Here is a 26,266-nt window from a genome sequence, read left to right as displayed (position 1 = left end):
CGGTCAGGTCTCTTGACAGAAGGCATGTTAGCGCTAACTATTGGCTCCACGTGAGCGCTCACACCCGGAGCGCCCGAACTGTGTCGAGGAGGCCACACCCGTGCCAGGCGAACCCGCATACGTCATCGGCGTCGACTACGGCACGCTGTCCGGCCGCGCCGTCGTGGCCCGAGTCGGCGACGGTGCGATCCTCGGTTCGGCCGTGCACCCCTACGCCCACGCGGTGATGGAGGCCGAGCTCACCGCCGGCCCCGCTGCGGACGCCGGGAACCCCGTGCGCCTCGATCCCGACTGGGCGCTCCAGGTCCCCCAGGACTACGTGGACGTGCTCAAGGTCGCCGTCCCCGCCGCCCTCGAGCAGGCCCGCACCGAGCACGGTGTCCAGCCCGACCAGGTGATCGGGATCGGCACCGACTTCACCGCCTGCACCATGGTCCCCACGACCGCCGAGGGCACCCCGCTCAACGAGGTGCCCGAGTTCGCCGACCGCCCCCACGCCTACGTCAAGCTGTGGAAGCACCACGCCGCCCAGCCGCACGCCGACCGGATCAACGAGCTCGCCCACGAGCGCGACGAGTCCTGGATCCGGCGCTATGGCGGGCTGATCTCCTCGGAGTGGGAGTTCGCCAAGGGCCTGCAGCTGCTCGAGGAGGACCGCGAGGTCTACGACGCGATGGAGCACTGGGTCGAGGCCGCCGACTGGATCGTCTGGCAGCTGTGCGGCAGCTACGTCCGCAACGCCTGCACCGCGGGCTACAAGGGCATCCTGCAGGACGGCGCGTACCCCTCCCCCGACTTCCTCACCGCGCTCAACCCCGACTTCGCGGGCTTCGTCACCGACAAGCTCGAGCACCCGATCGGCCAGCTCGGCCACGCCGCCGGCACCCTCACGGCCGAGGCCGCCGGCTGGACCGGGCTGCCCGAGGGCATCGCGGTCGCGGTCGGCAATGTCGACGCCCACGTCACCGCCCCCGCCGCCGCGGCTGTCCAGCCGGGGCAGCTGGTCGCGATCATGGGCACCTCCACCTGCCACGTGATGAACGGCGACACCCTCGCCGAGGTCCCCGGCATGTGCGGTGTGGTCGACGGCGGCATCCTCGAAGGGCTCTGGGGCTACGAGGCCGGCCAGTCCGGCGTCGGCGACATCTTCGGCTGGTTCGTCGAGCACGGCGTCCCCGCCAGCTATCACGAGCGCGCCCAGGAGCGCGGGATCTCCACCCACGAGCTGCTCACCGAACTGGCCGCCGAGCAGGAGGTCGGCGAGCACGGGCTGGTGGCCCTGGACTGGCACTCGGGCAATCGTTCGGTCCTGGTCGACCACGAGCTGTCCGGGCTGGTCCTCGGCCAGACGCTCGCCACCCGCGCCGAGGACATCTACCGGGCGCTGCTCGAGGCGACCGCCTTCGGCACCCGGGTGATCGTCGAGGCCTTCACCTCCTCCGGCGTGCCCGTCACCGAGTTCATCGTGGCCGGCGGCCTGCTCAAGAACGCGCTGCTCATGCAGATCTACAGCGATGTCACCCGGCTCCCGCTGTCCACGATCGCCACCGACCAGGGGCCGGCGCTCGGCTCGGCGATCCACGCCGCCGTCGCCGCCGGCGCCTACCCGGACGTCCGCGCCGCCGCCGACGCGATGGGCAAGGTCGACCGCGCCGTCTACACGCCCGATGAGGAGCGCGCCCAGGCCTACGACCGCCTCTTCGCGGAGTATCAGCAGCTCCACGACCACTTCGGCCGCGGCGGCAACGACGTGATGCGCAGGCTGCGTGCACTGCGCCGGGAGGCCCGCGCCCGCACCGCTGGTGCGCGGACCGAGGAGGCCCCCGTATGACGCTTGCCGACTTCGCCACCCACGTCCAGGAGGAGGCGGGCCGGGTCCGGGAGATCGTGGCCCAGCTGCACGCCGAACTCCCGCGCTGGGAGCTGATCGTGTGGACAGCAGGCAATGTCTCGCAGCGGCTGGAGGGGGCCGACCTGTTCGTCATCAAGCCCTCCGGCGTGGGCTATGACGAGCTCACGCCCGAGTCGATGGTGGTCTGCGACTTCGACGGCAATCTCGTCGACGGCGACCGCGCCCCCTCGTCCGACACCGCGGCGCACGCCTACGTCTACAAGCACCTGGCCGACGTCGGCGGCGTGGTGCACACGCACAGCACGTATGCCGTCGCCTGGGCCGCGCGCGGCGAGGAGATCCCCTGCGTGCTGACGATGATGGCCGACGAGTTCGGCGGCCCGATCCCGATCGGCCCGTTCGCCTTGATCGGTGATGACTCGATCGGACGCGGCATCGTCGAGACCCTGCAGCGTTCCAGGAGCAAGGCCGTGCTGATGCAGAACCACGGCCCGTTCACCGTCGGCAAGGACGGTCGTGCGGCCGTCAAGGCTGCCGTGATGGTCGAAGAGGTCGCCCGCGCGGTGCACATCTCCCGCCAGCTCGGCGACTGCCTCCCGATCCCCCAAGCCGATGTCGATGCGCTGTATGAGCGCTATCAGAACGTCTACGGCCAGCAGCCCACCGCCGACACGTCCACCACCGACGCACCTACCACCGACGCACCTACCACCGAGGAGACCACCGCATGAGCGCGTCCTATGACGACCTGGAGATCTGGTTCTGCACCGGCAGCCAGGACCTCTACGGCGAGGACACCCTGCGTCAGGTCGCCGAGCAGAGCCGCGCGATCGCCGAGCAGCTCGATGCGGCGGACGTGATCCCGGCCAGGGTCGTGTGGAAGCCGGTGCTCAAGGACCGCGACGCCATCCACCGGATGGCGCTGGAGGCCGATGCCGACGAGCGCTGCATCGGCGTGATCGCCTGGATGCACACCTTCTCCCCGGCCAAGATGTGGATCGCCGGGATGGATGCGCTGCGCACCCCGCTGCTGCACCTGCACACCCAGGCCAATGTCGAGCTGCCGTGGTCGACGATCGACTTCGACTTCATGAACCTCAACCAGGCCGCCCACGGTGACCGCGAGTTCGGGTATGTCGCCACCCGCCTCGGCCTGCGCCGCACCACGGTGGCCGGGCACGTGAGCGACCCGAAGGTCACCGCCCGGGTGGCGTCCTGGGTGCGGGCCGCCGCCGGTTGGCATGCGGCACAGGGCATGCGGCTGGCCCGCTTCGGCGACAACATGCGCAATGTCGCCGTCACCGAGGGTGACAAGACCGAGGCCGAGATCCGATTCGGCGTCTCGGTGAACACCTGGGGCGTCAACGACCTGGTCGCCGTCGTGGACGGGGTCGCTGACGCCGACGTGGACACCCTGGTGGCGGAGTACGAGGACCTGTATGACGTGGCCCCCGAGTTGCGCTCCGGCGGGGACCGCCACGACTCATTGCGCTACGGCGCCCGACAAGAGCTGGCCCTGCTCAGCCTGCTCGAGGACCTCGGGGCGAGCGCCTTCACCACCACCTTCGAGGACCTCGGCGGGCTGCGGCAGCTGCCGGGCTTGGCCGTCCAGCGACTGATGGCGAAGGGCTACGGCTTCGGAGCGGAGGGCGACTGGAAGACCGCCATCCTGGTCCGGATCGCCAAGGTGATGGGCCAGGGTCTGCCGGGCGGTGCCTCGCTGATGGAGGACTACACCTACGACCTCACCCCCGGTCAGGAACTCATCCTCGGAGCGCACATGCTGGAGATCTGCCCGTCGCTGGCCACCTCCACGCCCTCGCTGCAGATCCACCCGCTGTCGATCGGCGACCGCGAGGACCCGGTCCGCCTGGTCTTCCACGCCGACCCCGGCGACGGCGTCGTGGTGGCGATGTCCGACATGCGCGACCGCTTCCGGCTCACCGCCAACGCCGTCGACGTGGTCACGCCACCAGAAGCGCTGCCGAACCTGCCGGTCGCGCATGCCGTCTGGCGTGCGCAGCCCGACTTCGCCACCTCCGCGGAGTCCTGGCTGCTCGCCGGCGCCGCGCACCACACGGTGCTCTCCACCCAGGTCGGCGTCGAGGAGTTCGCCACCTTCGCCGAGATCGCCGGCACCGAGCTGCTCGTCATCGACGAGGAGACCACCGCCCGTGGATTCGCCCACGAGGTGCGGTGGAACGCCGCCTACTACCGCCTCGCCCAAGGGCTGGCCCGGTGACCCGCCGCCAGCCCGGACGCCGCAGAACCCCGAGACACGGCATACCCGGGACACCTCGGGACGCCGACCACCCCAGACCTGAACAGTCAGGAAGCATCCCCCACCCCCCAAGGAGACACCATGTCCACCCACCTCCGCCGGATCACCGCGATCGCCGCGGCCGGCACCCTGACCCTGGCCCTGGCCGCCTGCGGCGGCGAAGGTGCCGGGTCCAGCTCATCCCCCGCACCGGCCAAACAACGGAAGCGACAACGGCGACGATGGCGGCACCGCTGCTCCCGGCGACGGTGACGACTCGACCGCCGGTGGCGGCGCTGCCCCCGCTGAGGACATGACCGTCGGCGTCGCGATGCCGACCCAGACCTCGGAGCGCTGGATCGCCGACGGCAACTCGGTCAAGGAAGGTCTCGAGGAGGCCGGGTACACCGTCGACCTGCAGTTCGCCAACGACGACATCCCGACCCAGTCCAACCAGATCGACCAGATGATCACCAACGGCGCGGACGCGCTGGTCATCGCCGCGATCGACGGGACCGCGCTGTCCACCCAGCTCGACGCCGCGGCCTCGGCCGGGATCCCGGTCATCTCCTACGACCGTCTGATCCGCGACAGCGAGAACGTCGACTTCTACGTCACCTTCGACAACTACAACGTCGGTGTGCAGCAGGCGACCTCGCTGCTGGTCGGCCTGGGCGTGCTCGACGAGAGCGGCGAGGAGACCGGTGAGGAGGGCCCGTTCAACATCGAGCTCTTCGCCGGCTCGCTGGATGACAACAACGCGCACTTCTTCTGGGACGGCGCGATGGACACCCTCCAGCCCTACATGGACTCCGGCGTCCTTGAGGTGCCGTCCGGCCAGACCACCATCCAGCAGGCGGCCACCCTGCGCTGGCAGCAGGAGACCGCCCAGCGCCGCATGGAGGACCTGCTGACCTCCTCCTACGGTGGCGGCAGCGAACAGCTTGACGGCGTTCTCTCTCCCTATGACGGCCTGTCGCGCGGCATCATCACCGCGCTGCAGAACGCCGGCTACGGCCAGACGATCGAGGACGGCCTGCCGGTCGTGTCGGGTCAGGACGCCGAGATCGCCTCGGTCAAGCTGATCAACGACGACGTGCAGTACGCCACGATCTTCAAGGACACGCGTCTGCTCGCCGAGCAGGCGATCATCTCGGTGCAGGCCTACCTGCAGGACCAGGAGCCTGAGGCCAACGACACCGAGACCTACGACAACGGCGTGAAGGTGGTCCCGTCCTACCTGCTCGAGTCGGAGATCATCTACAAGGACAACATCGTCTCCTCCCTGGTCGACAGCGGCTACTGGACCCAGGATGAGGTCGACTCCGGGGTCTCCGGAAAGTAGTCCTTCAGGTTGGTATCCCGGGTCGGGCCGTCGCAGCGGTGCGGCGGCCCGACCCGGGTCCCACAGAAAGGCGTCCCACGATGACCGAGCCCAGCCCCACCGGCCCCGAGCCGAATGTGAACCGCGCCCAGCAGCCGGACGCGCACCTGCCCGAGGGTGACCAGGCGGACGTGTCCCAGGCCGAGGTGACCGAGCCCGCCGATCACGAGCCTGACGTCACCGAGGTCCCCACCGACGAGCCCGACGTCAGCCCGGACGAGGCCGCCGGCCACCTGCTGGAGATGAACGTCGCCGCCGGCGAGAACATCCTCGAGATGCAGAACATCACCAAGACCTTCCCCGGGGTCAAGGCGCTCACCGACGTCACCCTCGAGGTGCGCCGGGGCGAGATCCACGCGATCTGCGGGGAGAACGGGGCCGGCAAGTCGACCCTGATGAAGGTGCTGTCCGGCGTCTATCCGCACGGCACCTACGACGGCAAGATCCTCTTCGATGGTCAGGAGGTGTCCTTCTCCTCGATCAACGACAGCGAGGACAAGGGCATCGTCATCATCCACCAGGAGCTGGCGCTCATCCCCCACCTGTCGATCGCCGAGAACATGTACCTGGGCAACGAACGCCGCGGGCGGGCCGGGCTCATCGACTGGCACCAGACCAACGCCGAGGCCCGGGCGCTGATGCAGCGCGTCGGGCTCAAGGAGCAGCCGATCACCAAGATCGGGCACATCGGGGTGGGCAAGCAGCAGCTCGTGGAGATCGCCAAGGCGCTGTCCAAGGACGTCAAGCTGCTCATCCTGGACGAGCCGACCGCGGCGCTGAACGACACCGACTCTGAGCACCTGCTCGGGCTGCTGCGTGAACTCAACGACAGCGGCGTGACCTGCATCATCATCTCGCACAAGCTGAACGAGATCGCCAACATCGCCGACCGCACCACGATCATCCGGGACGGCCAGACGATCGAGACGCTCGACATGTCGGACCCGGGCTCCAACCAGGACCGGATCATCCGCGGCATGGTCGGCCGGGACCTGGAGCACCGCTACCCCGAGCGCACGCCGGAGATCGGTGAGGAGATCCTGCGGGTGGAGGGCTGGACGGTCAACCACCCGACCCAGGCCGACCGCCGGGTGATCGAGGACGCCAGCTTCACCGTGCACGCGGGCGAGGTGGTCGGGATCGCCGGCCTGATGGGCGCCGGGCGCACCGAGCTGGCGATGAGCATCTTCGGGCGCAGCTGGGGACGCTATGTCGCCGGCGAGACCTTCATCCACGGCAAGAAGGTCACGCTGCGCACGGTGGATGATGCGATCGAGGCAGGGCTGGCCTATGCGACCGAGGACCGCAAGCGCTACGGGCTCAACCTGATCGACGACATCCGCCACAACACCTCGGCGGCCGCGCTGGACAAGATCTCCAGCAACGGTTGGGTGAACGGGCTGGAGGAGCTCAAGCGGGCCAATGACTACCGCAAGAGCCTCAACACCAAGACCCCGTCGGTGCTCTCCGTCGTCGGAAAGCTCAGCGGCGGCAACCAGCAGAAGGTCGTCCTCGCCAAGTGGCTGATGTCTGAGCCGGAGGTCCTGATCCTGGACGAGCCCACGCGCGGCATCGACGTCGGTGCCAAGTACGAGATCTACACGATCATCAACCGCATGGTGGCCAGCGGCAAGGGGGTGCTCGTGATCTCCTCCGAGCTGCCCGAGCTGCTCGGCATCTGCGACCGCATCTACACCCTGGCCTTCGGCCGCATCACCGGTGAGGTCCCCGTCGCGGACGCCACCCAGGAACGACTCATGGCGCTGATGACCATGGAGAAGGAGACGGCTCGATGAGCGAGAACACCCTCAGCCTGCGCGAGATCCTCACGAACAACATCCGGCAGAGCGGAATCTTCGTCGCGTTCATCGCGATCGTGGCGTTCTTCTCGTTCCTGCACCCGAACTTCCTGACGCCGGGCAATATCACCAACATCATCCTGCAGTACTCCTACATCCTGATCCTGGCCATCGGCATGGTCATCGTGATCATCGGTGGTCACATCGACCTGTCGGTGGGATCACTCGTGGCGCTCACCGGAGCGGTGTCCGCAGTGATGGTGGTCAAGAACGGCTACCCGTGGTGGGTCGGTGTGCTCGCCGCCATCGCCGTGGGTCTGCTCGCCGGTGTCTGGCAGGGCTTCTGGGTCGCCTACGTCGGCATCCCGGCGTTCATCGTCACCCTGGCCGGCATGCTCGTCTTCCGCGGGCTGACCTTCCGGGTGCTGGAGAACATCTCGCTGTCCCCCTTCGGCGGCACCTACTACCAGATCGCCAACGGCTTCCAGAACGGGTTGCTCGGCGGGTACGGCTATGACGTCTTCACGCTGGTGATCTTCGCGATCGCCGTCGCCGGGTATGCCGTCAACGCCTGGCGCAACCGCCGCGCCGCCCTGCGCTACCACCAGGACGTCGAGGCGATGCCGCTGTTCATCCTCAAGATCCTCGCCGTCGCCGGCGTGGTCATGTGGTTCGCCTGGCAGCTGGCCACCAGCCGCGGCCTGCCCAACGTGCTGGTCCTGCTGGCGATCCTGGTGCTGATCTACGGCCTGGTCACCCAGCGCACCGTCTTCGGTCGCAATGTCTACGCCATCGGTGGCAACCTGCACGCCGCCCAGCTCTCCGGCGTCAAGGTCAAGAAGGTCAACTTCCTGATCTTCGTCAACATGGGCTTCCTGGCCGCCATCGCCGGCATCGTCTTCTCCTCACGGATGAACGGCGCGCAGCCCGGCGCGGGCAATATGTTCGAGCTGGACGCGATCGCGGCCTGTTTCATCGGTGGCGCCGCCGTCACCGGTGGTGTCGGCCGGGTCCAGGGCGCGATGATCGGCGGCCTGATCATGGCCGTCATGAGCAATGGCATGCAGCTGATGGGCTACGACCAGTCGGTCCAGCAGATCGTCAAGGGCCTGGTGCTCCTGGTCGCCGTCGCCTTCGACGTCTACAACAAGCGTCGCGCCGGCACCTGACGCACACCCCGCCACCCGCCCCGGCCGAGCCTCCCCGGCCGGGGCGGGTGAACGACATACGCTGAAGGGCAGCCCCGGGCACCGCGTGCGGTGACCGGTCCCGCGCATGTCCCCACGCACAGGAGCCCGACCCCACCCATGACCCCGCGCAAGCGCCCGCAGAGCGAGGACCTGTTCGACGTCGAGGAGAAGATCGTCGAGGTCGACGTCCAGGAGGAGATGGAGGGGGCCTTCCTGGAGTACGCCTACTCCGTCATCTACTCGCGGGCGCTGCCCGATGCCCGCGACGGGTTGAAGCCGGTCCAGCGTCGGATCCTGTTCGCGATGAACGAACTGGGGCTGCGCCCGGACCGCGGGCATGTGAAGTGCTCCCGCGTCGTGGGTGAGGTCATGGGTAAGTACCACCCGCACGGTGACACCGCGATCTACGACGCGATGGTGCGGATGGCCCAGCCGTTCACCATGCGGCTGCCGCTGGTGGACGGGCACGGCAACTTCGGCTCGCTCGACGACGGCCCGGCCGCCAGCCGGTACACCGAGGCCCGGATGGCGCCGGCTGCGCTGCTGATGACCGGCAGCCTGGACGAGAACACAGTCGACTTCGTCCCCAACTATGACGAACAGCTCATGCAGCCCGGGGTGCTGCCCGCCGCCTACCCGAACCTGCTGGTCAACGGCGCCTCCGGCATCGCGGTCGGGATGGCGACCAACATGGCGCCGCACAACCTGGTCGAGGTGATCGGCGCTGCCCGGCACCTGATCGCCAACCCGGAGGCCGACCTGGAGGCGCTGATGCGCTTCGTGCCCGGCCCGGACCTGCCGCTGGGCGGGCGGATCGTGGGGCTGGAGGGCATCCGGGACGCCTACGAGACCGGTCGAGGTTCCTTCCGCACCCGTGCCACCGCCCGGATCGAGAACATCACCGCCCGCAAGAAGGGGATCGTGGTCACCGACCTGCCCTACCTGGTGGGACCGGAGAAGGTGCGCGAGAAGGTCAAGCAGCTCGTCCAGGGCAAGAAGCTCCAAGGCATCTCCGACATCATCGACCTGACCGACCGCAAGAAGGGTCTGCAGCTGGTCATCGAGATCAAGACCGGCTTCAACCCCGAGGCCGTGCTCGAGGAGCTCTACCGGCTGACGCCGCTGGAGGAGTCCTTCGCGATCAACAATGTGGCGCTCGTCGATGGCCAACCGCGCACGCTGGGGCTCAAGGAGCTGCTGCAGGTCTACGTCGACTTCCGCACCGAGGTGGTCCGTCGTCGCACCGAGCACCGGTTGGGCAAGAAGAAGGACCGGCTGCACATCGTCGAGGGTCGCCTGATCGCGATCCTGGACATCGACGAGGTCATCCAGCTGATCCGGTCCTCCGACGACGTCGCGATGGCGCGGACCCGGTTGATGCAGGTCTTCGACCTCACCGAGATCCAGGCCAACGACATCCTGGAGATCCCGCTGCGCCGGTTGACCAAGTTCTCCCGGATCGAGCTGGAGACCGAGCGCGATGAGCTGCTGCGCGAGATCGAGCAGCTCGAGGCGATCCTGGGCGACCAGCAGCTGCTCCTGCGACTGGTCTCCGACGAGCTCGCCGTGGTCGCCAAGGAGCACGGCACGCCGCGGCGCACGGTGCTCCTGGAGAGCGATGGGGCGTCCGGTATGACGTCGGCCGCGGGCAGCAGTCCGCGCGCCGGGGCCGGTGCCAAGGGTCAGGTCAGCCTCGAGGTCGCGGACGACCCGTGCTGGGTGCTGCTCTCCTCGACCGGCTTGTTGGCCCGGACATCGGGGACCGACGATGAGGAACTGCCGGCCAAGGAACGCGGCGGTCGGCGGGCCAAGCACGACGTGCTGCGCTCCCGGGTCCGGGCGACGGCGCGCGGCCACGTCGGGCTGGTCACCTCAACCGGTCGCATCGTCAAGCTCTCCGTGGTCGAGCTGCCCGCCCTGCCGCCGACCGCCGGCCAGCCGAACCTGTCCGGAGGGGCTCCCCTGTCGGCCTTCGTCGACCTGCCCCCGGACGAGACACCGCTGGCGCTGGTCACCCTCGGCGGCGAGGGACCGGGGCTGGCGCTCGGCACCCGCGCTGGCGTGGTGAAGCGGGTCAACCCGGACTACCCCGGCAACAAGGACTCCTTCGAGGTCATCGGCCTCAAGGACGGCGACGCGGTCGTCGGCGCCATCGAGCTGGCGACCGGAGAGGAGTCGCTGGTCTTCGTCACCTCCGACGCACAACTGCTGCACTTCTCCGCCTCCCTGGTCCGGCCGCAGGGACGGAGTGGTGGCGGTATGGCCGGCATCAAGCTGGGCACCGGTGCTCAGGTCGTCGGCTTCCACGCGGTGGATCCCCAGGCCGAGAACGTCGTCGTCACGGTCGCTGGCTCAGCCGGCGCCCTGCCCGGCACCGAGGCCGGCTCGGTCAAGGTCACCGACATGTGGGCCTACCCGTCCAAGGGTCGGGCCACCGGCGGCGTCCGCTGCCATCGTTTCCTGCGCGGTGAGGACGCGCTGGTCCTCGGCTGGGCAGGCGCCGCTCCCCCGATGGCGGCCTCGGCCAATGGCGTCGCTGTCGAGCTGCCCGAGACCAACGACAAGCGCGACGGCTCCGGCACCCCCGCCCCGGCCCCCATCGCCAGCATCGCCTAACCCACCCCCCACCCCCACCGACCGGGGACACGACCTGCTCCCACCGGGGACACGACTTGCCCCGACCGGGGACACAGGATGTTGCGACCGGGGACCCGATCTGCCCCCACCGGGGACCCGATCTGCCCCCACCGGGGACACGACCTGCTCCCACCGGGGACACGACTTGCCCCGACCGGGGACGCGATCTGCTCCCACCGGGGACGCGATTTGCTCCCACCCGGTCGTCTCCGGTCACGTCGTCCCGCCGACACGCCGGTCACCACCGGCTCAGCCGTACCCGGGCACGGATGAGCCGGTCTTTCCCGGGCGTGGCGCGGGATAAGTCGGGCGGAGAGCAGAGGTCTACCCCTCGACCGAGGTGACCCGGACCTCCTGCTTACGGAAGCCGGCCAGCGCGTCGGACCGGCCCTCGTCGGTGATCAGCTCCCACCCTCTCGGCAGCCGCGCCCAGGCCGGCACCTGGTGACGCCCGAGCTTCTGCGCGTGGGCAAGGACGAGCACCTCCTGTGCCTGGCGGGCGATCATCTCCTTGGTCGCCGCCTCCTCCAGCGTCGGCTCACCGACCCCGCGCTCGGCGTCGACCGCGTCGCAGCCGAGGAAGGCGAGGTCGACCGAGAGCCGCTCCATCACGAACATCGTGATCGCCCCCGCCAGCCCATGACTCTTGGGCGAGACCCGGCCACCGACGACGATCACCTCATGGTCGGAATCGGCGAGCATCACCGCGATCTCCAGCCCGCGGGTGATCACGGTGAGCCGGTTGCGCTCCCGCAAGCTCGCGACGAGTTGCGCGCAGGTCGAGCCGGCGTCGACGAAGATCGTCGCCCCGTCCGGCACCCGCTCGGCCGCCGCGGCGCCGATCGCCGCCTTCGGTCCGGTCGCCTCGGCCAACCGCTCGCTCAGCGCCAACTCGCGGAACGGGGTGCGCGGCATCGCGCCGCCGTAGGTCCGCGACAACTCGCCGTCGGACTCCAGCCGGGTCAGGTCACGCCGCACCGTCGACTCGGAGACGCCGACGTCCCGCGCGAGATCCTCCACGCGCGTCGTGCCCCTGCGGATCAGCCGCACCAGGTGCGCGTGCCGGTCCTTGGTGCCGCGGCGCAGCGCGCTGTCCGAGCCGACCATCCCGTTCTCCTCTCCCAGCCCGATCCCGTATGCCGTGCATCCTGCCTCGTGCGGACCACCCGCCCGCCTCCGGGGTCACGTCCGACCCGGCGCGACCCGACCGGCGTGACCCCGACCGGGCGCGACCCCGGCCGGGCGCAGCGGTCAGCGCGGCAGGTACTCCTCCCGGATCCCTTCGACGAACGGGCTGTAGTCGACCGCCGCGAGGTAGGCCGAGCGCATCGTCCCGTGGTCAGCCTTACCCGTCCCGGCGATGTCGAAGGCCGTGCCGTGGTCGACGGAGGTCCGCAGGATCGGCAGCCCGACCGTCACCGAGATGGTCCCGTCGAAGTCGTAGGTCTTGGCCGCGATGTGCCCCTGGTCGTGATACTGCGACAGCACGCCGTCATAGCGGCCGACGAGCCCCTGGTGGAAGACGGAATCCGCCGGGATCGGCCCGGCGATCTGCTTGCCACCCTCGTTGACGCGCTCGACGGCGGGCCGCAGGGTCTCGATCTCCTCGTCCCCGAAGGCGCCGTTCTCCCCACCGTGCGGGTTGATCGCGGCGGTCGCCAGGCGCGGCTGGTCGACGCCGAAGACCTGCAGCGCCCGATAGGCACGCTCGATCGACTCGACCTGGTTGTCTACGGTAATCGCGTCCAACGCCTTGCGCAGCGACATATGCCGGGTGGCGAAGAAGATGCGCAGGTGGTGGCCTCCGTGCTGGTCGTTGCGGACCACAAACATCGTGTCCTGCTTGGTCACGCCGGTCAGCTCGCCGAGCATCTCGGTGTGGCCGAGGTGTTTGCTCCCGGCGGCCCAGATGGCTTCCTTGTTGATCGGCCCGGTGACGATGCCGGCGACCTGTTGGTCCATCGCGGCGCGGGTGGCGACCTCGATCGCCTCGAGCGCGGCCTTCCCGGCGCGGCCGTCGACGGTGCCCCACTCCGGCATGTCGTCGCCGAGCACGCCGATGTCGTAGACGTCGATCACGCCCTCCCCCGCGGGCTCGGTGTCCCAACCGTCGACGGCGCGGACCTCGACGTCCAGGCCGAGCACGTCGACGGCCTTGCGCATCGCGACGAGGTCGCCGACGGCGATGCCGTGGTGGTCGGTGCTGCCGGCGAACTCGGCCAGCGTGCTCGCGGTGATCTCCGGTCCGATGCCGACGGGGTCGCCGACGGTGAGGGCGAGAACGGGGGTTGTCATGGTGCTGCTCCTTGGGTCGTGGGGGTGGTGGTCACAGGATCCGGGTCCCGTATGCCGTGTGGCCGGGCGATCGGTCCCGCTGGGTCGGTGGGGAGCTCGGGTGGGTAGTCGGGCTGGTCAGCGGTCAGGTGTGATGAGTTCAGGAGGGATGGCTGGAGGGCTCGGGTGGCGGCTAGGTGGTCTCGCGCGACACCCCGCTGCGGACGTGCCGGCTGCGGAGGGCAGCCGACCTGGCCAGGTGGTCGAGGCAGTCGACGGCGGTGGCGGGTCCACCGACGAGCCCGCCCTTGGTGACGATCGGCAGGCCGGCCCAGGCACCGGCGACGATCTCACCGGCGACAGCGAGCGGCACGACCTCGTCCTCGATCTCGATGCCCTGCCCGTCGACCTCGAGCAGGACGGCGGCGGTGATGTCACCGCCGGTGCTGTAGAGGCCGTCGACGCGGACCTCCTGGAGCACCCGCCGGGTGATCTGGCCGAGCAGGCTGGGCCACGCCTCCGCCTGGTCAGCGGTGAGCTCGAGGAGGTCCTCAGGTCCCAGCACGGAGGCCAGGAGCACGATCTCGCCACGCCCTCCGTCCTCGATGGCGGTCACCACGTCCCGGACTGTGGTGTCGACGTCGGGCAACGGCGCGTCGTCCCGGAGCGTGGGCCGCACGAGGTGGACCGGTCGCTCGCGGCGGAGGATCTCCAGCTGCTGGCGGGTCAGTTCGGTGGCCGATCCGGAGACGGCGAGGAGCGGGGCGGCGAAGCCACCGTCGATACCGAGCGCCCCGGCCAGCGCGGCCGAACCGGGACCGGGGTCGATGCCCACCCAACGCACCTCCGGGCCCGCCTGGACCGCGGCGGCGGCAACCCGGTCAATGTGTTCGACGGTGATGCCGTCGGCGACGATGACGTCCAGCTCCGGGTCCGCGAGCAGCGTGCGGATCTCGGTGATCAGGTCCTCGCTCGGCCCGGTGACCGCGGTCAGCGGCAGGGTCGCGACGGTGAGCGAGCTGTCCTGACGTAGGAGGGCAGCGACCTCCGAGGTGGTCATCGGGCTGCGGACGTCGCGGGCGAGTTCGGTCTCCTCCAGCCGGCGGCCGTTGAGCAGCTGGTGGCCCTCGACGGTGACGCGGCCGGCCTCGGGATGCGCCGGCTGGCAGAGCCCGACGACCCGACCCTCGCCGAGCTCTCGGGCCTCCCCGATCGCTGCGGCCGCCGCTGGCCCGACGCCACCACGCAGGGTGGTGTCGATCCGGCAGCAGACCAGGTCGACCGGCCACCCGGCCCGCACGACCTCCCGGGTCACGCGGTCGATCTCCTCCGGCGCCCAGTGCCGGGCGTCCGTGGTGGCCACCACCACGTCGAAGCGTGGGTGGAACTCAGCGACGGCACCCCATCCCGAGCCTCCGCCGCCGCGGCCGACCGTCACGGCACGCAGGCCACGCCGGGCGAAGCCCGCGGCGCAGGCGTTGGCACCGGTCAGGTCGTCCGCGACGACGAGGGCTCGAGCCACGGCTCAGCCGACGATCAGGTTGAGGATGAACAGCAGCGGGATCGATCCGGCCCACACTGCTGTCGTGATCAGGGACCAGCCCTTCAGGGCATCGGTGCCCTCCAGGCCGGTGAACCTCGTGACGACCCAGAAGTAGGAGTCGTTGAAGTAGCTGAAGACCATCGAGCCGGCGGTGCAGGCCATCACGGCCACGAGCGGGTCCAGCCCGAGCGAGCCCACCAGAGGTGCGGTGACCGAGGCCGCCGTGATCATCGCGACGGTGCCCGACCCCTGGGCGAGCCGGACCACGGTGGCGATGATGAACGGCACCAGCCAGGCGGCCAACGGGGTGGAGGCGATCGCCTCGGCCAGTGCGTCGCCGACGCCGGAGTCACGCAGGACCTGACCGAAGGCGCCACCGGCACCAGTGATGAGCAGGATCAGGCCAGCAGAGGCGGCAGCCTCGGAGAGCCAACGGTGCACCTTGTTGCGCGGGGTCCAGCGAGGCAGCAGGCCGTAGACGGCCAGGACCATACCGATGATCAGCGCAACGACCGGGTTGCCGAGGAAGACGAGCGGGACGACCCAACCGCTGGGCTCGTAGTCGCCGCTGAGCGCGCCCTGGTTGTTGCGGTCGATGGCCTGGCTGACCGTGTTGAGCAGAATCAGCACCAGCGGGATGACCAGCGGCAGCGAGCCCATGAAGGCACCGACCCGGTGCGGCTTGGCGCCCTCAGGAGGAGCGCCCAGCGCCTCGGTCGGGTCGTACTCAGGCATCTCGTAGTCGCCATCGCCATCGCCATCGCCATCCCTCTCGAAGTGACCCGAGCCGCCGGAGCCGGAGCCGGTGCGCGCACCGGCACCGGCCAGCGCGGTGGTGCCGAAGACGGCCTCCCGGACCTCGGGGATGATGCGGTCCTCCAGCTGCGGGCCGACCCACTTGGCGTAGAGGACGACGACGGGCAGCAGGATCACAGTGAAGATGAGGCCGGTGACGATGACCAGGCCAAGGTCGGCGCCCAGGATGCCGGTCGCGGCCAGCGGGCCGGGGGTGGGCGGGACCATGTGGTGGGTGAGGGTCATGCCGCAGCCCAGGGCCAGGGCGAGCGCCACGTAGCCACCCCGCTTCACGCGGGCGATCGAGCGGGCCAGCGGGTTCATGATCACGTAGCCCGAGTCGCAGAAGACCGGGATCGAGACGAGGGATCCCACGCTGCCCATCGCCCATTCCTCACGGCCCTTGCCGAAGGCGCGGAGGAAGGCGCGGGCCAGCGCGTCGGCAGCGCCGGAGACCTCGAGGATCTTGCCGATGCCGACCCCGAGGCCGATCACGATGCCGATGCTGCCCAGCGTGTTGCCGAAGCCGGCGGTGATCGATCCGACGATGCCGGTGAGTTCCTGACCGGCCAGGATGCCGGTGATCAGCGCTGCGAGGATCAGCGCGATGAAGGCGTCGAGGCGGGTCCGGAGGACCACGACGATGATGACCGCGATGCCGACGAGGAGTGCCAGGAGGAGTTGATAGTCCATGGGGTGCGCTCGATTCTGGGATGGATCCGAGCCAGGGCTGCTCGGTTCGCGAAAGACTTCCAGCCCCACCTGGCGATGTCAAGCATTTTCTTGCGCAGTTCGCGCAATTCCGTCCGGCGCACTCAGTCGTGTTTACTGACGGAGTGCGCCCCGGACGACCCGCTGCAGCCCTCCGCGGGCTCCGTGCCCGGCCCTGGCTCGCGGCGCTCCTCGTCCTGGCGCTGGTCGCCGCCTTCGCGCTCACCTGGTGGGCCACCCGCGAGAGCGAGGCGCCTGAGGCCACCCCACCCGCCGAGAGCTTCCGGGTGGATGTGGCTGCGGAGCCGGATGGCACCCCGGTGTCCCTCACTGCCGACCTCTATCTCCCCGATGGTCCCTCGCCCGGGCCGCACCCGGCCGTCCTGCTGGCTCACGGCTTTGGTGGGAGCGCCGCTGGCATGCGGGAGCAGGCCGAGCAGCTGCGCGAGGAGGGGTATGCCGTGCTCGCCTGGTCCGCGAGGGGGTTCTACGGCTCGGGCGGTCGCGTGCACCTCAACGATCCCGACCTGGAGATCGCCGACATCTCCACCCTCATCGACCTGCTCGCCGAACGCGACGACATCCTTCAGGACGGCCCCGGGGATCCGCGCGTCGCCGTCGTCGGGGCCTCCTACGGTGGGGCTGCTGCCCTGATGGCCGCCGGGACCGACCAGCGCGTCGACACGGTGGCGGCCAGCATCACCTACCACGACCTCGCCGAGGCCTTCTTCCCGCAGAACGGGCAGGTCAAGGGTTCAGCCGAGGACGAGCCTGGGCCGCTCAAGGCGATCTGGGCCTCCACCTTCTTCTCCATGGTCGGCGGCGGACAGCCCCTGTCGACCGGCGGCGACGCCGCGGACGGTCTCGGCGGTGGATCCGGCACTCTCGACGACGCTGACCTCGGTGCGGCCGTCTGCGGGCGCTTCGATCCGCAGCTGTGCGCGGTCATGCTCGAGGCGACCGACAGCGGCCGCCCGTCCCAGGAGCTCCTCGACCTGCTGACCCGGCGGTCTCCGGCTGCGGTGATCGACGGTATACCGAGAACCACCCCGGTCTATCTGGTCCAGGGGATGGACGACACCCTGTTCGGCCTGGACCATGCCACCCGCACGGCCGATCAGTTGCGTGAGCGGGATGTCCCGGTCGCGGTGCGGTGGGCCGATGGCGGGCACGGCGCCGACCAGGGCGGCGGTCAGGGCGGCGCAGCGCAGGCAGCGGACGACGGGTCCGCCGACCAGTCCGGTGGCCCCGGCGAGGACTTCCTCAGCCGCCGGGCGGCGCAGGCCGCAGCCGCCGAGCGGGAGGCCCAGCACGAGGCGCTGGTCCGCTGGCTGCGCGCAACCCTGGTGAGCGGACATCCCGGCACCGGGGAGGCCATCGACCGCGCCGACCGGCTTCCACTGCCGGCCCTCACCTACGCCCAGCCGCGCTCGATCCGCGAGGAACACACCACCGTGCTCGATGTCGGCCCGGCCGGTCTCGCCAGCCCGCCCGACCCGCTCTCCCTGCCCGTGGCCCTCAACGGCGCCAACGCCCTCCAGGTGCCGCCGGGTGGGACACCCACGGCGATGAGCACGCTGCCTGGCTTCGGGGCCGTGCTCTCCGGCGTCTCGGCCTATCCGCTCGCCGCCCTGCCCGGCCAGCACCTCACCCTGGACACCGCGCCTCTTGCCCAGGACCAGCAGGTCGCGGGGTCACCGACCCTGCCGCTGCGGATCACCTCCTCCGCGGAGGAGACCACGCTCTTCCTCTCCCTCTGGGAGGTGCCGGGTGAGGGCCTGACCCCGCTGTCGCAACGTTCCCTCGTCGCACCCGTCCGGGTCGCCACCACGCCGGGCGTCCCGACCGAGGTCACGGTGCAGCTGCCCGAGGCGACCTACTCCGCCTCCGCAGGCTCGCGCTGGCGCGTCCTGGTCGCCGCCACCGACGGTTCCTTCCGCAACGAGACCGCCGCGGCGCTCGTCCAGGTCGAGCCCGCCGGTGACCTCGTCCTCCCCCAGCTCGGTGGCACCCGTCAGCCCGGCCCCGGTCCCCTCGACGGGCAGTCGATCGCCCTGATCATCGCCCTCGGTGCCGTGTGGGCGGGCCTGGGGGTCACGGCATACCTCCTGCGCCGCAGGCGGATCCAGGCCGAGGCTCCGGTCCCCACCCACCACGAGACCCCGGTCCCCACCCACCACGCGACCCCGGACCAGACCGACCACGAGACCCCGGACCAGACTGAGCCGCCTCTCGTCGTCGACGGGTTGGTGAAGTCCTACCCGGACGGCCACCGCGCGGTCGACGACGTGTCCTGGGTGGCCCGTCGCGGTCAGGTGGTCGGTCTGCTCGGACCCAATGGCGCCGGCAAGACGACGACGATCCGGATGGTGCTCGGGCTGATCAGCCCGGACCAGGGCGGCGTGCGCCTGCTCGGCCGCCAGGTCACCCCGGGCTCGCCCGCGCTGCGACAGGTGGGCGCGCTCGTCGAGGGACCCGGCTTCCTGCCGCACCTGACCGGCCGGGCGAACCTGCACGCCTACTGGGCCGCGACCGGACGCCCCCTTGAGGAGGCCCACCTCGACGAGGCGCTCGCGGTGGCCGCCCTCGGCGACGCGCTCGAGCGACCGGTGCGCTCCTACTCGCACGGGATGAAGCAGCGGCTCGGGATCGCCCAGGCGATGCTGGGGCTGCCCGAGGTGCTCATCCTGGATGAGCCGACCAACGGGCTCGACCCGCCCCAGATCGCGGCGCTGCGCCCGATCCTGCAACGGTACGCCGATGCTGGCCGGTGCGTGGTCGTCTCCAGCCATCTCTTGGCCGAGGTGGAGATGACCTGCTCGCACGTGGTCGTCATGCACGCCGGCCGGGTGCTGGCGGCCGGGTCGGTCGAGGAGGTCGGCGTGAGCAGCGGACGCAGCCTCGAGGAGGTCTTCATGAACACCATCGCCGGGGCGAGCGGAGCCGGTGACGGCACCGACCTGACCGAGCTGCTGAGGCAGGTGCGCGCCCGATGAGCACTCCCGCCCCCACCTCGCCTACCCCCCAGACCCCCGACTCACCCCAGACGTCCAAGGCCTCCCAGACGTCCCAGGCGTCCAAGGCCTCCCAGGCGTCCCAGACCAGAGCACGCCCCCTGTCCTTCGCCGCCGAGTGGCGCCGGCAGGCCGGCCGCCCCCGCACCCGCTGGTTGCTCGGCATCCTCGCGGTGCTGCCGCTCATCGTGGTGGCGGCTTTCGCGCTCGGGGACGGCGGTGACCGGGGCGGGCGCGGCTTCGACGATGTCGCGACGCAGGGTGCACCCAACTTCACCGTCTTCATGCTCTTTGTCACCGCCGAACTGCTGCTGCTCATCATCGGCTGCCTGTTCGTCGGTGACGCCGTGGCCTCGGAGGCCTCGTGGTCCTCGTTGCGCTACCTGCTCGTGGCGCCCGTCCCCCGCGGCCGTCTGCTCACGACGAAACTGCTCGTCGGGCTGGCGTGGACGATGCTCACGCTCGTCGGCTTCCTCGGGTATGTGCTGGCCGTCGGTGCGATCTGCTACGGGCTGGGCGAGATGGTGGTGCCCGGCGCGGGGGTGATGGAGTGGTCGTCCTTCAGCTGGCGGCTGGGAGCAGCGGCGCTCTACGTGCTGATCTCGCTCCTGCCCTTCCTGGCCATCTCGTTCTGGGTCGGCGTCCGCGTCGACGCGCCGCTCGCTGCGGTGGGCGCGGGCGTGCTCGCTGCGATCGTGTCCTCGATCCTGGACTCCCTCGACGCCCTGGGCGACTGGCGAGTGGTGCTGCCCAACCACAACGCGCGAGCCTGGATCTCCTTCTTCGGCCAGGAGGTGCCGAGCTGGGGCGAGCTGCAGCACGGGGTGCTCTGGGCGCTGCTGTGGGCGACCGTGCTCATCGCGCTCGCCTACCGGCACTTCACCCGCAAGGACGTGCTGTCCTGACGGGGCCCCACCTCAGGGGATGAGCAGCAGCTTCCCGGTCGTGCGACCACCCTCGAGATCCTCGTGCGCGCGCTGCGCGTCCGCGAGCGGATAGCGCCCACCGATCGAGATCTCCAGGCTCCCGTCAGCGATCGCGCCCAGGATGTCTCCCGCACGCCAGAGCAGTTCCTCCCGCGTCGCCAGATAGTCACCCAGCGTCGGGCGCGTCAGGAACAGCGAGCCGTTGCCGTTGAGCACCATCGGGTCGACCGGCGGCACCGCACCGCTCGCCGCCCCGAAGAGCACCAGCATCCCCCGCGGCCGCAGCATCTGGATCCCGGCGTCGAAGGTGTCCTTGCCCACCCCGTCATAGACCACGTGCACACCCTCACCGTCGGTCAGCCGGTCCACCTCCTGCGCCAGGTCCACCTCGCGGTAGAGCACGATGTCGCTCGCGCCGTGCGCCGTGGCGAGCTCACCCTTCTCCTCGCTGCCCACGGTGCCGATCACCCGCACCCCCTTGTCCCGCAACAGCTGGCACAGCAGCAGCCCCACGCCTCCGGCCGCCGCCGTCACCACCGCCGTCTGCCCCTCCTGCGCCTCGAAGGTCGAGTTGACCAGGTAGTGCGCGGTCATCCCCTGCAGCATCGCGGCCGCGGCCACCTCCAGCTCGATCCCGTCGGGGACGGGGACGAGGCGAGCGGCGGGGACAACGGCCTGTTCGGCATACCCGGTCTGGGGCGTCATCCCCCAGGCGACCCGGTCGCCCACGGCGATGTCCTCGACACCCTCACCGACCGCGGACACGACACCGGCCCCCTCGTTGCCGCCGACGAAGGGCGTCTCCATCGGGTAGCGCCCCTCGCGCTGATAGACGTCGATGAAGTTGATCCCGCCGGCCGCGAGATCCACGCGCACCTCCCCTGGGCCAGGGTCGGGCGTCTCCCGCTCGACGAGGGTCAGGGCCTCCGGCCCACCGGGCTCTTCGACGATGACTGCGCGCATAGGACGAACCTATCGGTCGTCACCGACAGCCTGCCACGGCGCCACCCAGGCCTCGGCCGAGCGCACCACATCCCACCGGTCCTGGTCGCGCAGGTCAAGGACCTCTTCGCCGCCGCCGATCCCGATCCGCAGCTGCTGCGGGGTCCGAAGGTCGGCCGCCGCTCCCCAGCTGCGCCACCAGACCTGGGTCCCGGCCCGCTCCCCTGGATCCAGCGTGATCGGGGTCGACTCGACGTGCTCGCCGCGCACCGGGTCGACGGTCGCGACGTGCACGAAGAGCGCGAGGTCCTCCTCCCCGGACAGCACCCGCACGCTCGGCCACCCCTCGACCTGGCAGCTGCGCTCACCGGTGTTGGTCACGGTCAGCGTGGTGGTCACATCGTGGCCGCCGGGGACGGGCGTGCTCACCGCGAGGTCGAGCTCGTCCGGGTGGCACAGCGTCCCGTATGCCGCAGCTCCCCCCTCCCCGCCACGCTCGGCGACCGCATGGACCTGGGGGGCGAGGGTGCTGGCCGGGGCAGGCACCGCGTCGGTGGGCGTCGCCCAGTCGTCCTCGACCGCGATCCCCTGGGTGGCGTGGAGCGGCCCACCGCCGACGCCGTTGATCGACAGCAGGATCGCCATGCCGCTGGCGCCGACGAGCCCGGCGAAGAGGAACCCGGCCCACGAGCCTGAGCGACGGCGGGGACGCCCAGCCCAGGCGGGTCGGTCGTCCTGCGGCGCTGGGCCACCGGGCCGCCCCGCGGACTCTCCGAGCACGAGCATGGCGGGGTCGCTGGAGGTCGACCGTTGCGGCGCGGGGCCCGGGGTCGACGACATGACGTCAGGACACCACGCTTGGCTGGACGTCGCCTTTGAGCTCACTCGGGGGACACTGGTGGGTATGACGTCTCCTGGCTGGGTGCAGCACGCGATCTTCTGGCAGGTCTATCCGTTGGGGTTCACGGGTGCGCCCATCCGGGACGGCGGCGAGGCTGTGCAGGCCTCCCCTGAGGTGGAGGGGGTGACGGGGTCTAGCGCCTCCCCCCAGGCCGTACCCCGCCTACGCGCACTGATCAACTGGCTGGACTATGCGGTGGAGCTGGGCGCCAACGGGCTGCTCCTGGGGCCGATCTTCGCCTCCTCCTCGCACGGTTACGACACCCTCGACCACTTCGCGATCGACCCGCGGCTCGGCACCGAGGAGGACTTCGAGGAGCTGGTGCTGGCCTGCCGGGAGCGGGGCCTGCGGCTCGTCCTGGACGGCGTCTTCTCGCACGTCGGCAGTCACCATCCGGCCTTCCTCGCCGCGTTGGCTGCTGGCCGGGATGACGCGGGCGGCCGGCTGTTCGATGTTGAGTGGGATGCACCGACCGGTCCGGCGGCGCGAGTCTTCGAAGGACATGGCTCGCTCGTCCGGCTCGCCCACGAGTCGGTCGAGGCCCGCGACCTCGTGACCAGCGTGATGCTGCACTGGCTGGAGCGCGGGATCGATGGCTGGCGGTTGGACGCTGCGTACTCGGTGGCTCCGGAGTTCTGGGCCGGTGTGCTGCCGACCGTGCGCGAACACTTCCCCGAGGTCTGGGTCGTGGGTGAGGTGATCCACGGCGACTATGCGGACATCGTGGCGCGGTCCGGGATGGACTCGGTCACCCAGTACGAGCTGTGGAAGGCCACCTGGTCGGCGCTCGTGGACCGCAACTTCTTCGAGCTGGCGCACGCCGTGGGCCGTCACGATGGCTACCTCGAACACTTCGTCCCCCAGACCTTCGTCGGCAACCACGACGTCACCCGGATCGCCTCCCGCGTGGGCGCGGACGGGGCGGTGCTTGCCCTGGCCGTCCTGATGACCCTGGGTGGCATCCCGTCGGTCTACTACGGCGACGAGCAGGGGTATACCGGGATCAAGGAGGAGCGAGAAGGCGGCGACGACGACATCCGGCCGCGCTTCCCCGACCGTCCTGAAGAGCTCAGCGATCTGGGCGCCGCGCTCCACCGGGCCCACGTGGACCTGATCGGGCTGCGTCGGCGCCACCCCTGGCTGGCCACGGCGCGGACCGAGGCGGTGACCACCGAGAACGAGCGGCTGGTCCTGCGCAGCGTGCCTGGACCGGGCAGTTCCTCCACAGCTGCGATCCTGCTCGAGCTCGACATCCGGGACGGCGCGCATCGGGCCCGGATCAGCACCGACGACGGCGAGGAGCTGTGGTCCTGGAGCGGGCGCGGATGAGCGACGCCCGCGCAGCCGATAGCTCAGTCCCCGCGACCGGAGCGACCACCGGGCCCGCCGCGGCCAATCGCGGCCCGTCGGCCGCCGCCGGCAACCGGGCAGCCCTGCTCGCCGCCGCGCGACGCCTGTTCGCCGAGCAGGGGTATGCCGTTCCCCTCTCCGCGATCGCCAAGGCTGCCGGGGTGGGTCAGGGCAGCCTCTACCGCCACTTCCCCACGCGCCAGGCGCTGGCCCGCGGGGTCGTGGCCGAGACGATGGAGCAGCTGGAGGCGCGTGCCGCTGAGCTGGCGAGCCACGACGACGGGACCGCCTTCGACCACCTCTGGCGGCAGATCGTGGACACCCTCGTGGAGTCCAGCGGCTTCCTCGAGGCGGCGCTGGGAGAGCGCCACGAACTCGCGGCGGACCTCCCGTCGGACGCCCTCGCCCACCTGCTCGCCGCGCCGCTGCAGCAGGCGCGCGAGGCAGGCGAGGTGGATGGCGAACTCACCGTCGAGGACGTGATGCTGGTCCTGGCCATGGTGCACGGCGCGACCCACCGCCGACCCGAGGTGCCGGATCGGCGAGAAACGGCATACCGGGTCCTGCGACTCGTTGGGCGCGGACTGCAGCGCGACTGACAACCCGTCCCGCGACACGCCCGGGGAAGACCGGCTCAGCCGCGCCCGGGCGCGATTGAGCCGGTCCCGACCGGCGCGCCGCCCGGCTACTGTGCACCGCCGGGGGCTTCGACTCAGCCGCGGGCCATGTGCCGCCCGGCGATCATCCCGAAGACCACGGCCGGACCGATGGTCGAGCCGGGACCCGGGTAGGTGCGGCCCATCACGGACGCGCTGACATTGCCTGCGGCATACAGGCCCTCGATCACCGAGCCGTCCTCGCGCAGCGCCCGCGCCCACTCATCGGTGACCACGCCGCCCTTGGTGCCGAGGTCGCCGATCACGACGCGGTAGGCGGTGAACGGTCCGCGCTCGACCGGCCCGAGGCAGGGGTTGGGATGCACCGTCGGGTCGCCGTAGTAGCGGTCGTAGGCCGAGTTTCCCTTGCCGAAGTCCGCGTCGATGCCGGCGCGAGCGAAGCCGTTGAAGCGCTGGATGGTGGCCTTGAACGTCTCCGCGTCGAGGCCGGTCTTCACGGCGAGCTCGGCCAGGGTCGGGGCCACGACGCGCAGCCCAGCCTCCTCCATCTCCTTGTTCACCCGCGGATCCATCGCGTAGGAGCGCAGGTAGCGGCGGGCGTGGCGGATGTCGGAGACCATCCAGTAGATGCCAGAGGGATTGTGCTCCAGGTGCTCCAGCATCCGGTGCCCGAGGTCGACATAGGACTCGGCCTCGTTGGCGAACCGCCTGCCCTGCGCATCGACGATGAGCATGTAGGGCAGCGACCGCTCGCCGACCAGGAAGCCCGGGTCGTGCTCGCCCACACCGGAGATCGAGGCGCCCCACCAGGCGTCGTCCATCAGCTCCATCGCCGCGCCGTGGCGGGCGGCGATCTGGTGCACCTGGCCCAGGTTGCCGGGGCCACCTGAGGGGTCGCCCTCGATGCCGTGGTGCTTCTGCCGCATGTCGGTGTTGTGGTCGAATCCGCCGGCAGCGAGCATCACCCCGCGCCGGGCCCGGACCGTCATCTCCCGGCCAGCCCGCTCCACCTGGACGCCCACGACCCGGCCGTCCTCGACGATGAGGTCGGTCACCTTCGCGTCGAGCCACAACTCGCTGCCCTGCTGCTGGACAGCCACATCGAACAGCGCCGTCATCAGGCCGGCGCCGATGCCGACCAGCCGCTTGCCGGTCACGACGCCGCCCAGGATCCGGGTGACCAGGCGGACCCCACGCTGCATCCCGTCCACGGTCGACCAGGAGCGCACGATCTGCCAGACGTCGTCGGTCATGATCGGCAGCGGCATCATCGCGCGGGCGCTGTCCCACCAGTCGCCGATCTTCTTGGAGTCCACCGGCTTGACCTCGAGCGCGCGGCCGATCTTGCCGCCGGGCAGCTCGGGGTAGTAGTCGGGATACTCCTTGGCGCGCGCCCAGGTGATGCCGTAGCACTCGGTCGTGTCCACCCAGTCGGCGACACCGTCGACGAAGGCCTCCTTGCGGGCGCGTGAGGTGCTCTGTCCCTCGTCCCCGACCGTCAGCTCGAGGTATTCCAGCGCCTCCTCCCGCGAGTCCGCCACGCCGTCGCGCTGCATCACCGCGTTGTTGGGCAGCCACTGCCCGCCGCCGGACATCGCCGAGCTGCCGCCCCACTTGTCGGTGCTCTCCAGCAGCAGCACGCTCAGGCCCTCATCGGCCGCCCCGATCGCGGTGGCGAAGGCTGCGCTGCCCGAGCCGACCACGACCACGTCGTAGGTGGGACCAGCGTGCTCGAGCGCAGCGTGCTCGGGCGCAGTGTGCTCAGCTCGCGTGTGCTCAGCTCCCGTACGGTCAGGGGCCCTGGGCTCCGTCCGTGCGGGGTCCACGAGGGCGCTGGTTGAGGGCGTGGTCGGCGTCGTCGCGCTGGGGGTCGTGGTCATGGGCAGCTACTCCTCCAGTTGGTCTCACGGGCGGTCTGCGGACAGCCTTGTCCGGTATGCCGCCAGCCTAGTCTGGCCCGCCCGCTCCTGCCTGCTGATCGCCCGGGGCGCGGGCGTGAGCGGAGCTGGAGGAGCCACCGGGCGCCCGGGCAAGGGGAGATCCCGCTGAACATGAGATTGCTGCAAGGAGG

At 70.4% G+C, this 26,266-nt stretch carries 19 protein-coding genes; 12 read left to right on the top strand and 7 right to left on the bottom strand.

All coding sequences use genetic code 11. The features are described from left to right. The first annotated feature begins 100 nt into the window (after positions 1-100). The 8 genes from araB to ACQBAT_RS06805 all read left to right on the top strand — a co-directional run bounded on the left by araB (position 101) and on the right by ACQBAT_RS06805 (position 11,101). A complete protein-coding gene (gene araB, locus ACQBAT_RS06840) occupies positions 101-1,831 on the top strand; it encodes a ribulokinase (protein WP_420745894.1) in 1,731 nt (576 codons plus the stop codon). Then, entirely contained in the window at positions 1,828-2,583 is a 756-nt protein-coding gene (locus ACQBAT_RS06835; RefSeq protein WP_420745895.1) for an L-ribulose-5-phosphate 4-epimerase, read from the top strand. Before araB ends, ACQBAT_RS06835 begins: the two co-directional genes overlap by 4 nt. Then, entirely contained in the window at positions 2,580-4,094 is a 1,515-nt protein-coding gene (gene araA / locus ACQBAT_RS06830; RefSeq protein WP_420745896.1) for an L-arabinose isomerase, read from the top strand. The genes ACQBAT_RS06835 and araA overlap by 4 nt, the downstream gene beginning before the upstream one ends. A 120-nt stretch (positions 4,095-4,214) precedes the next feature. Further along, positions 4,215-4,385, top strand: a complete 171-nt coding sequence (locus ACQBAT_RS06825) for a hypothetical protein (protein ID WP_420745897.1) — start codon at positions 4,215-4,217, stop codon at positions 4,383-4,385. 40 nt (positions 4,386-4,425) lie between these two features. Then, positions 4,426-5,457 carry a multiple monosaccharide ABC transporter substrate-binding protein gene (chvE, locus tag ACQBAT_RS06820; RefSeq protein WP_420745898.1) on the top strand — a complete coding sequence of 344 codons (1,032 nt, stop codon included), beginning with the start codon at positions 4,426-4,428 and terminating at the stop codon, positions 5,455-5,457. Between the two features lie 281 nt (positions 5,458-5,738). After that, a complete protein-coding gene (gene mmsA, locus ACQBAT_RS06815; RefSeq protein WP_420746199.1) occupies positions 5,739-7,292 on the top strand; it encodes a multiple monosaccharide ABC transporter ATP-binding protein in 1,554 nt (517 codons plus the stop codon). Further along, positions 7,289-8,464, top strand: a complete 1,176-nt coding sequence (mmsB, locus tag ACQBAT_RS06810) for a multiple monosaccharide ABC transporter permease (RefSeq protein WP_420745899.1) — start codon at positions 7,289-7,291, stop codon at positions 8,462-8,464. Before mmsA ends, mmsB begins: the two co-directional genes overlap by 4 nt. Positions 8,465-8,602: 138 nt before the next feature. Continuing rightward, positions 8,603-11,101, top strand: coding sequence for a DNA gyrase/topoisomerase IV subunit A (locus ACQBAT_RS06805; protein WP_420745900.1), 2,499 nt, complete (start codon positions 8,603-8,605; stop codon positions 11,099-11,101). Positions 11,102-11,446: 345 nt separating this feature from the next. Here the strand turns inward: ACQBAT_RS06805 and ACQBAT_RS06800 are convergent, their stop codons facing one another. The 4 genes from ACQBAT_RS06800 to ACQBAT_RS06785 all read right to left on the bottom strand — a co-directional run bounded on the left by ACQBAT_RS06800 (position 11,447) and on the right by ACQBAT_RS06785 (position 16,427). Then, a complete protein-coding gene (locus ACQBAT_RS06800; protein WP_420745901.1) occupies positions 11,447-12,229 on the bottom strand; it encodes a DeoR/GlpR family DNA-binding transcription regulator in 783 nt (260 codons plus the stop codon). A gap of 144 nt (positions 12,230-12,373) precedes the next feature. Then, positions 12,374-13,417 carry a 4-hydroxythreonine-4-phosphate dehydrogenase PdxA gene (pdxA, locus tag ACQBAT_RS06795; RefSeq protein ID WP_420745902.1) on the bottom strand — a complete coding sequence of 348 codons (1,044 nt, stop codon included), beginning with the start codon at positions 13,415-13,417 and terminating at the stop codon, positions 12,374-12,376. A gap of 172 nt (positions 13,418-13,589) precedes the next feature. Further along, entirely contained in the window at positions 13,590-14,918 is a 1,329-nt protein-coding gene (locus ACQBAT_RS06790) for a four-carbon acid sugar kinase family protein (protein WP_420745903.1), read from the bottom strand. Between the two features lie 3 nt (positions 14,919-14,921). Continuing rightward, the gene (locus ACQBAT_RS06785) at positions 14,922-16,427 is read right to left on the bottom strand and encodes a GntP family permease (protein WP_420745904.1); all 1,506 of its coding nucleotides are present in this window, start codon (positions 16,425-16,427) and stop codon (positions 14,922-14,924) included. 143 nt (positions 16,428-16,570) lie between these two features. Here ACQBAT_RS06785 and ACQBAT_RS06780 point away from each other — a divergent pair, with 143 nt between their 5' ends. Together ACQBAT_RS06780 and ACQBAT_RS06775 are read left to right on the top strand one after the other, a co-directional pair. Continuing rightward, positions 16,571-19,441, top strand: coding sequence for an alpha/beta fold hydrolase (locus ACQBAT_RS06780; RefSeq protein WP_420745905.1), 2,871 nt, complete (start codon positions 16,571-16,573; stop codon positions 19,439-19,441). Next, entirely contained in the window at positions 19,438-20,364 is a 927-nt protein-coding gene (locus ACQBAT_RS06775; protein WP_420745906.1) for an ABC transporter permease, read from the top strand. Before ACQBAT_RS06780 ends, ACQBAT_RS06775 begins: the two co-directional genes overlap by 4 nt. A gap of 12 nt (positions 20,365-20,376) precedes the next feature. On the opposite strand, the gene ACQBAT_RS06770 is transcribed toward ACQBAT_RS06775, so the two are convergent. Together ACQBAT_RS06770 and ACQBAT_RS06765 are read right to left on the bottom strand one after the other, a co-directional pair. Then, positions 20,377-21,348 (bottom strand): quinone oxidoreductase family protein, encoded by a 972-nt coding sequence (locus ACQBAT_RS06770; RefSeq protein WP_420745907.1) that lies wholly within the window; start codon positions 21,346-21,348, stop codon positions 20,377-20,379. A 9-nt stretch (positions 21,349-21,357) separates the two neighbouring features. Further along, positions 21,358-22,167, bottom strand: coding sequence for a DUF4232 domain-containing protein (locus tag ACQBAT_RS06765; protein WP_420745908.1), 810 nt, complete (start codon positions 22,165-22,167; stop codon positions 21,358-21,360). Positions 22,168-22,231: 64 nt separating this feature from the next. Here ACQBAT_RS06765 and ACQBAT_RS06760 point away from each other — a divergent pair, with 64 nt between their 5' ends. Both ACQBAT_RS06760 and ACQBAT_RS06755 read left to right on the top strand, forming a co-directional pair. Further along, positions 22,232-23,557 (top strand): alpha-amylase family protein, encoded by a 1,326-nt coding sequence (locus tag ACQBAT_RS06760; protein WP_420745909.1) that lies wholly within the window; start codon positions 22,232-22,234, stop codon positions 23,555-23,557. Beyond that, entirely contained in the window at positions 23,554-24,177 is a 624-nt protein-coding gene (locus ACQBAT_RS06755) for a TetR/AcrR family transcriptional regulator (RefSeq protein ID WP_420745910.1), read from the top strand. Before ACQBAT_RS06760 ends, ACQBAT_RS06755 begins: the two co-directional genes overlap by 4 nt. A gap of 113 nt (positions 24,178-24,290) precedes the next feature. Here the strand turns inward: ACQBAT_RS06755 and ACQBAT_RS06750 are convergent, their stop codons facing one another. Further along, positions 24,291-26,075 carry an FAD-binding protein gene (locus ACQBAT_RS06750; RefSeq protein ID WP_420745911.1) on the bottom strand — a complete coding sequence of 595 codons (1,785 nt, stop codon included), beginning with the start codon at positions 26,073-26,075 and terminating at the stop codon, positions 24,291-24,293. Positions 26,076-26,266 lie beyond the last annotated feature (191 nt).

This window comes from Ornithinimicrobium pulveris (genome assembly GCF_050261105.1).
Classification (GTDB): domain Bacteria; phylum Actinomycetota; class Actinomycetes; order Actinomycetales; family Dermatophilaceae; genus Ornithinicoccus.
The sequence above is the reverse complement of the archived record's forward strand: the minus strand, read 5'-3'. Positions and strand labels throughout refer to the sequence as shown.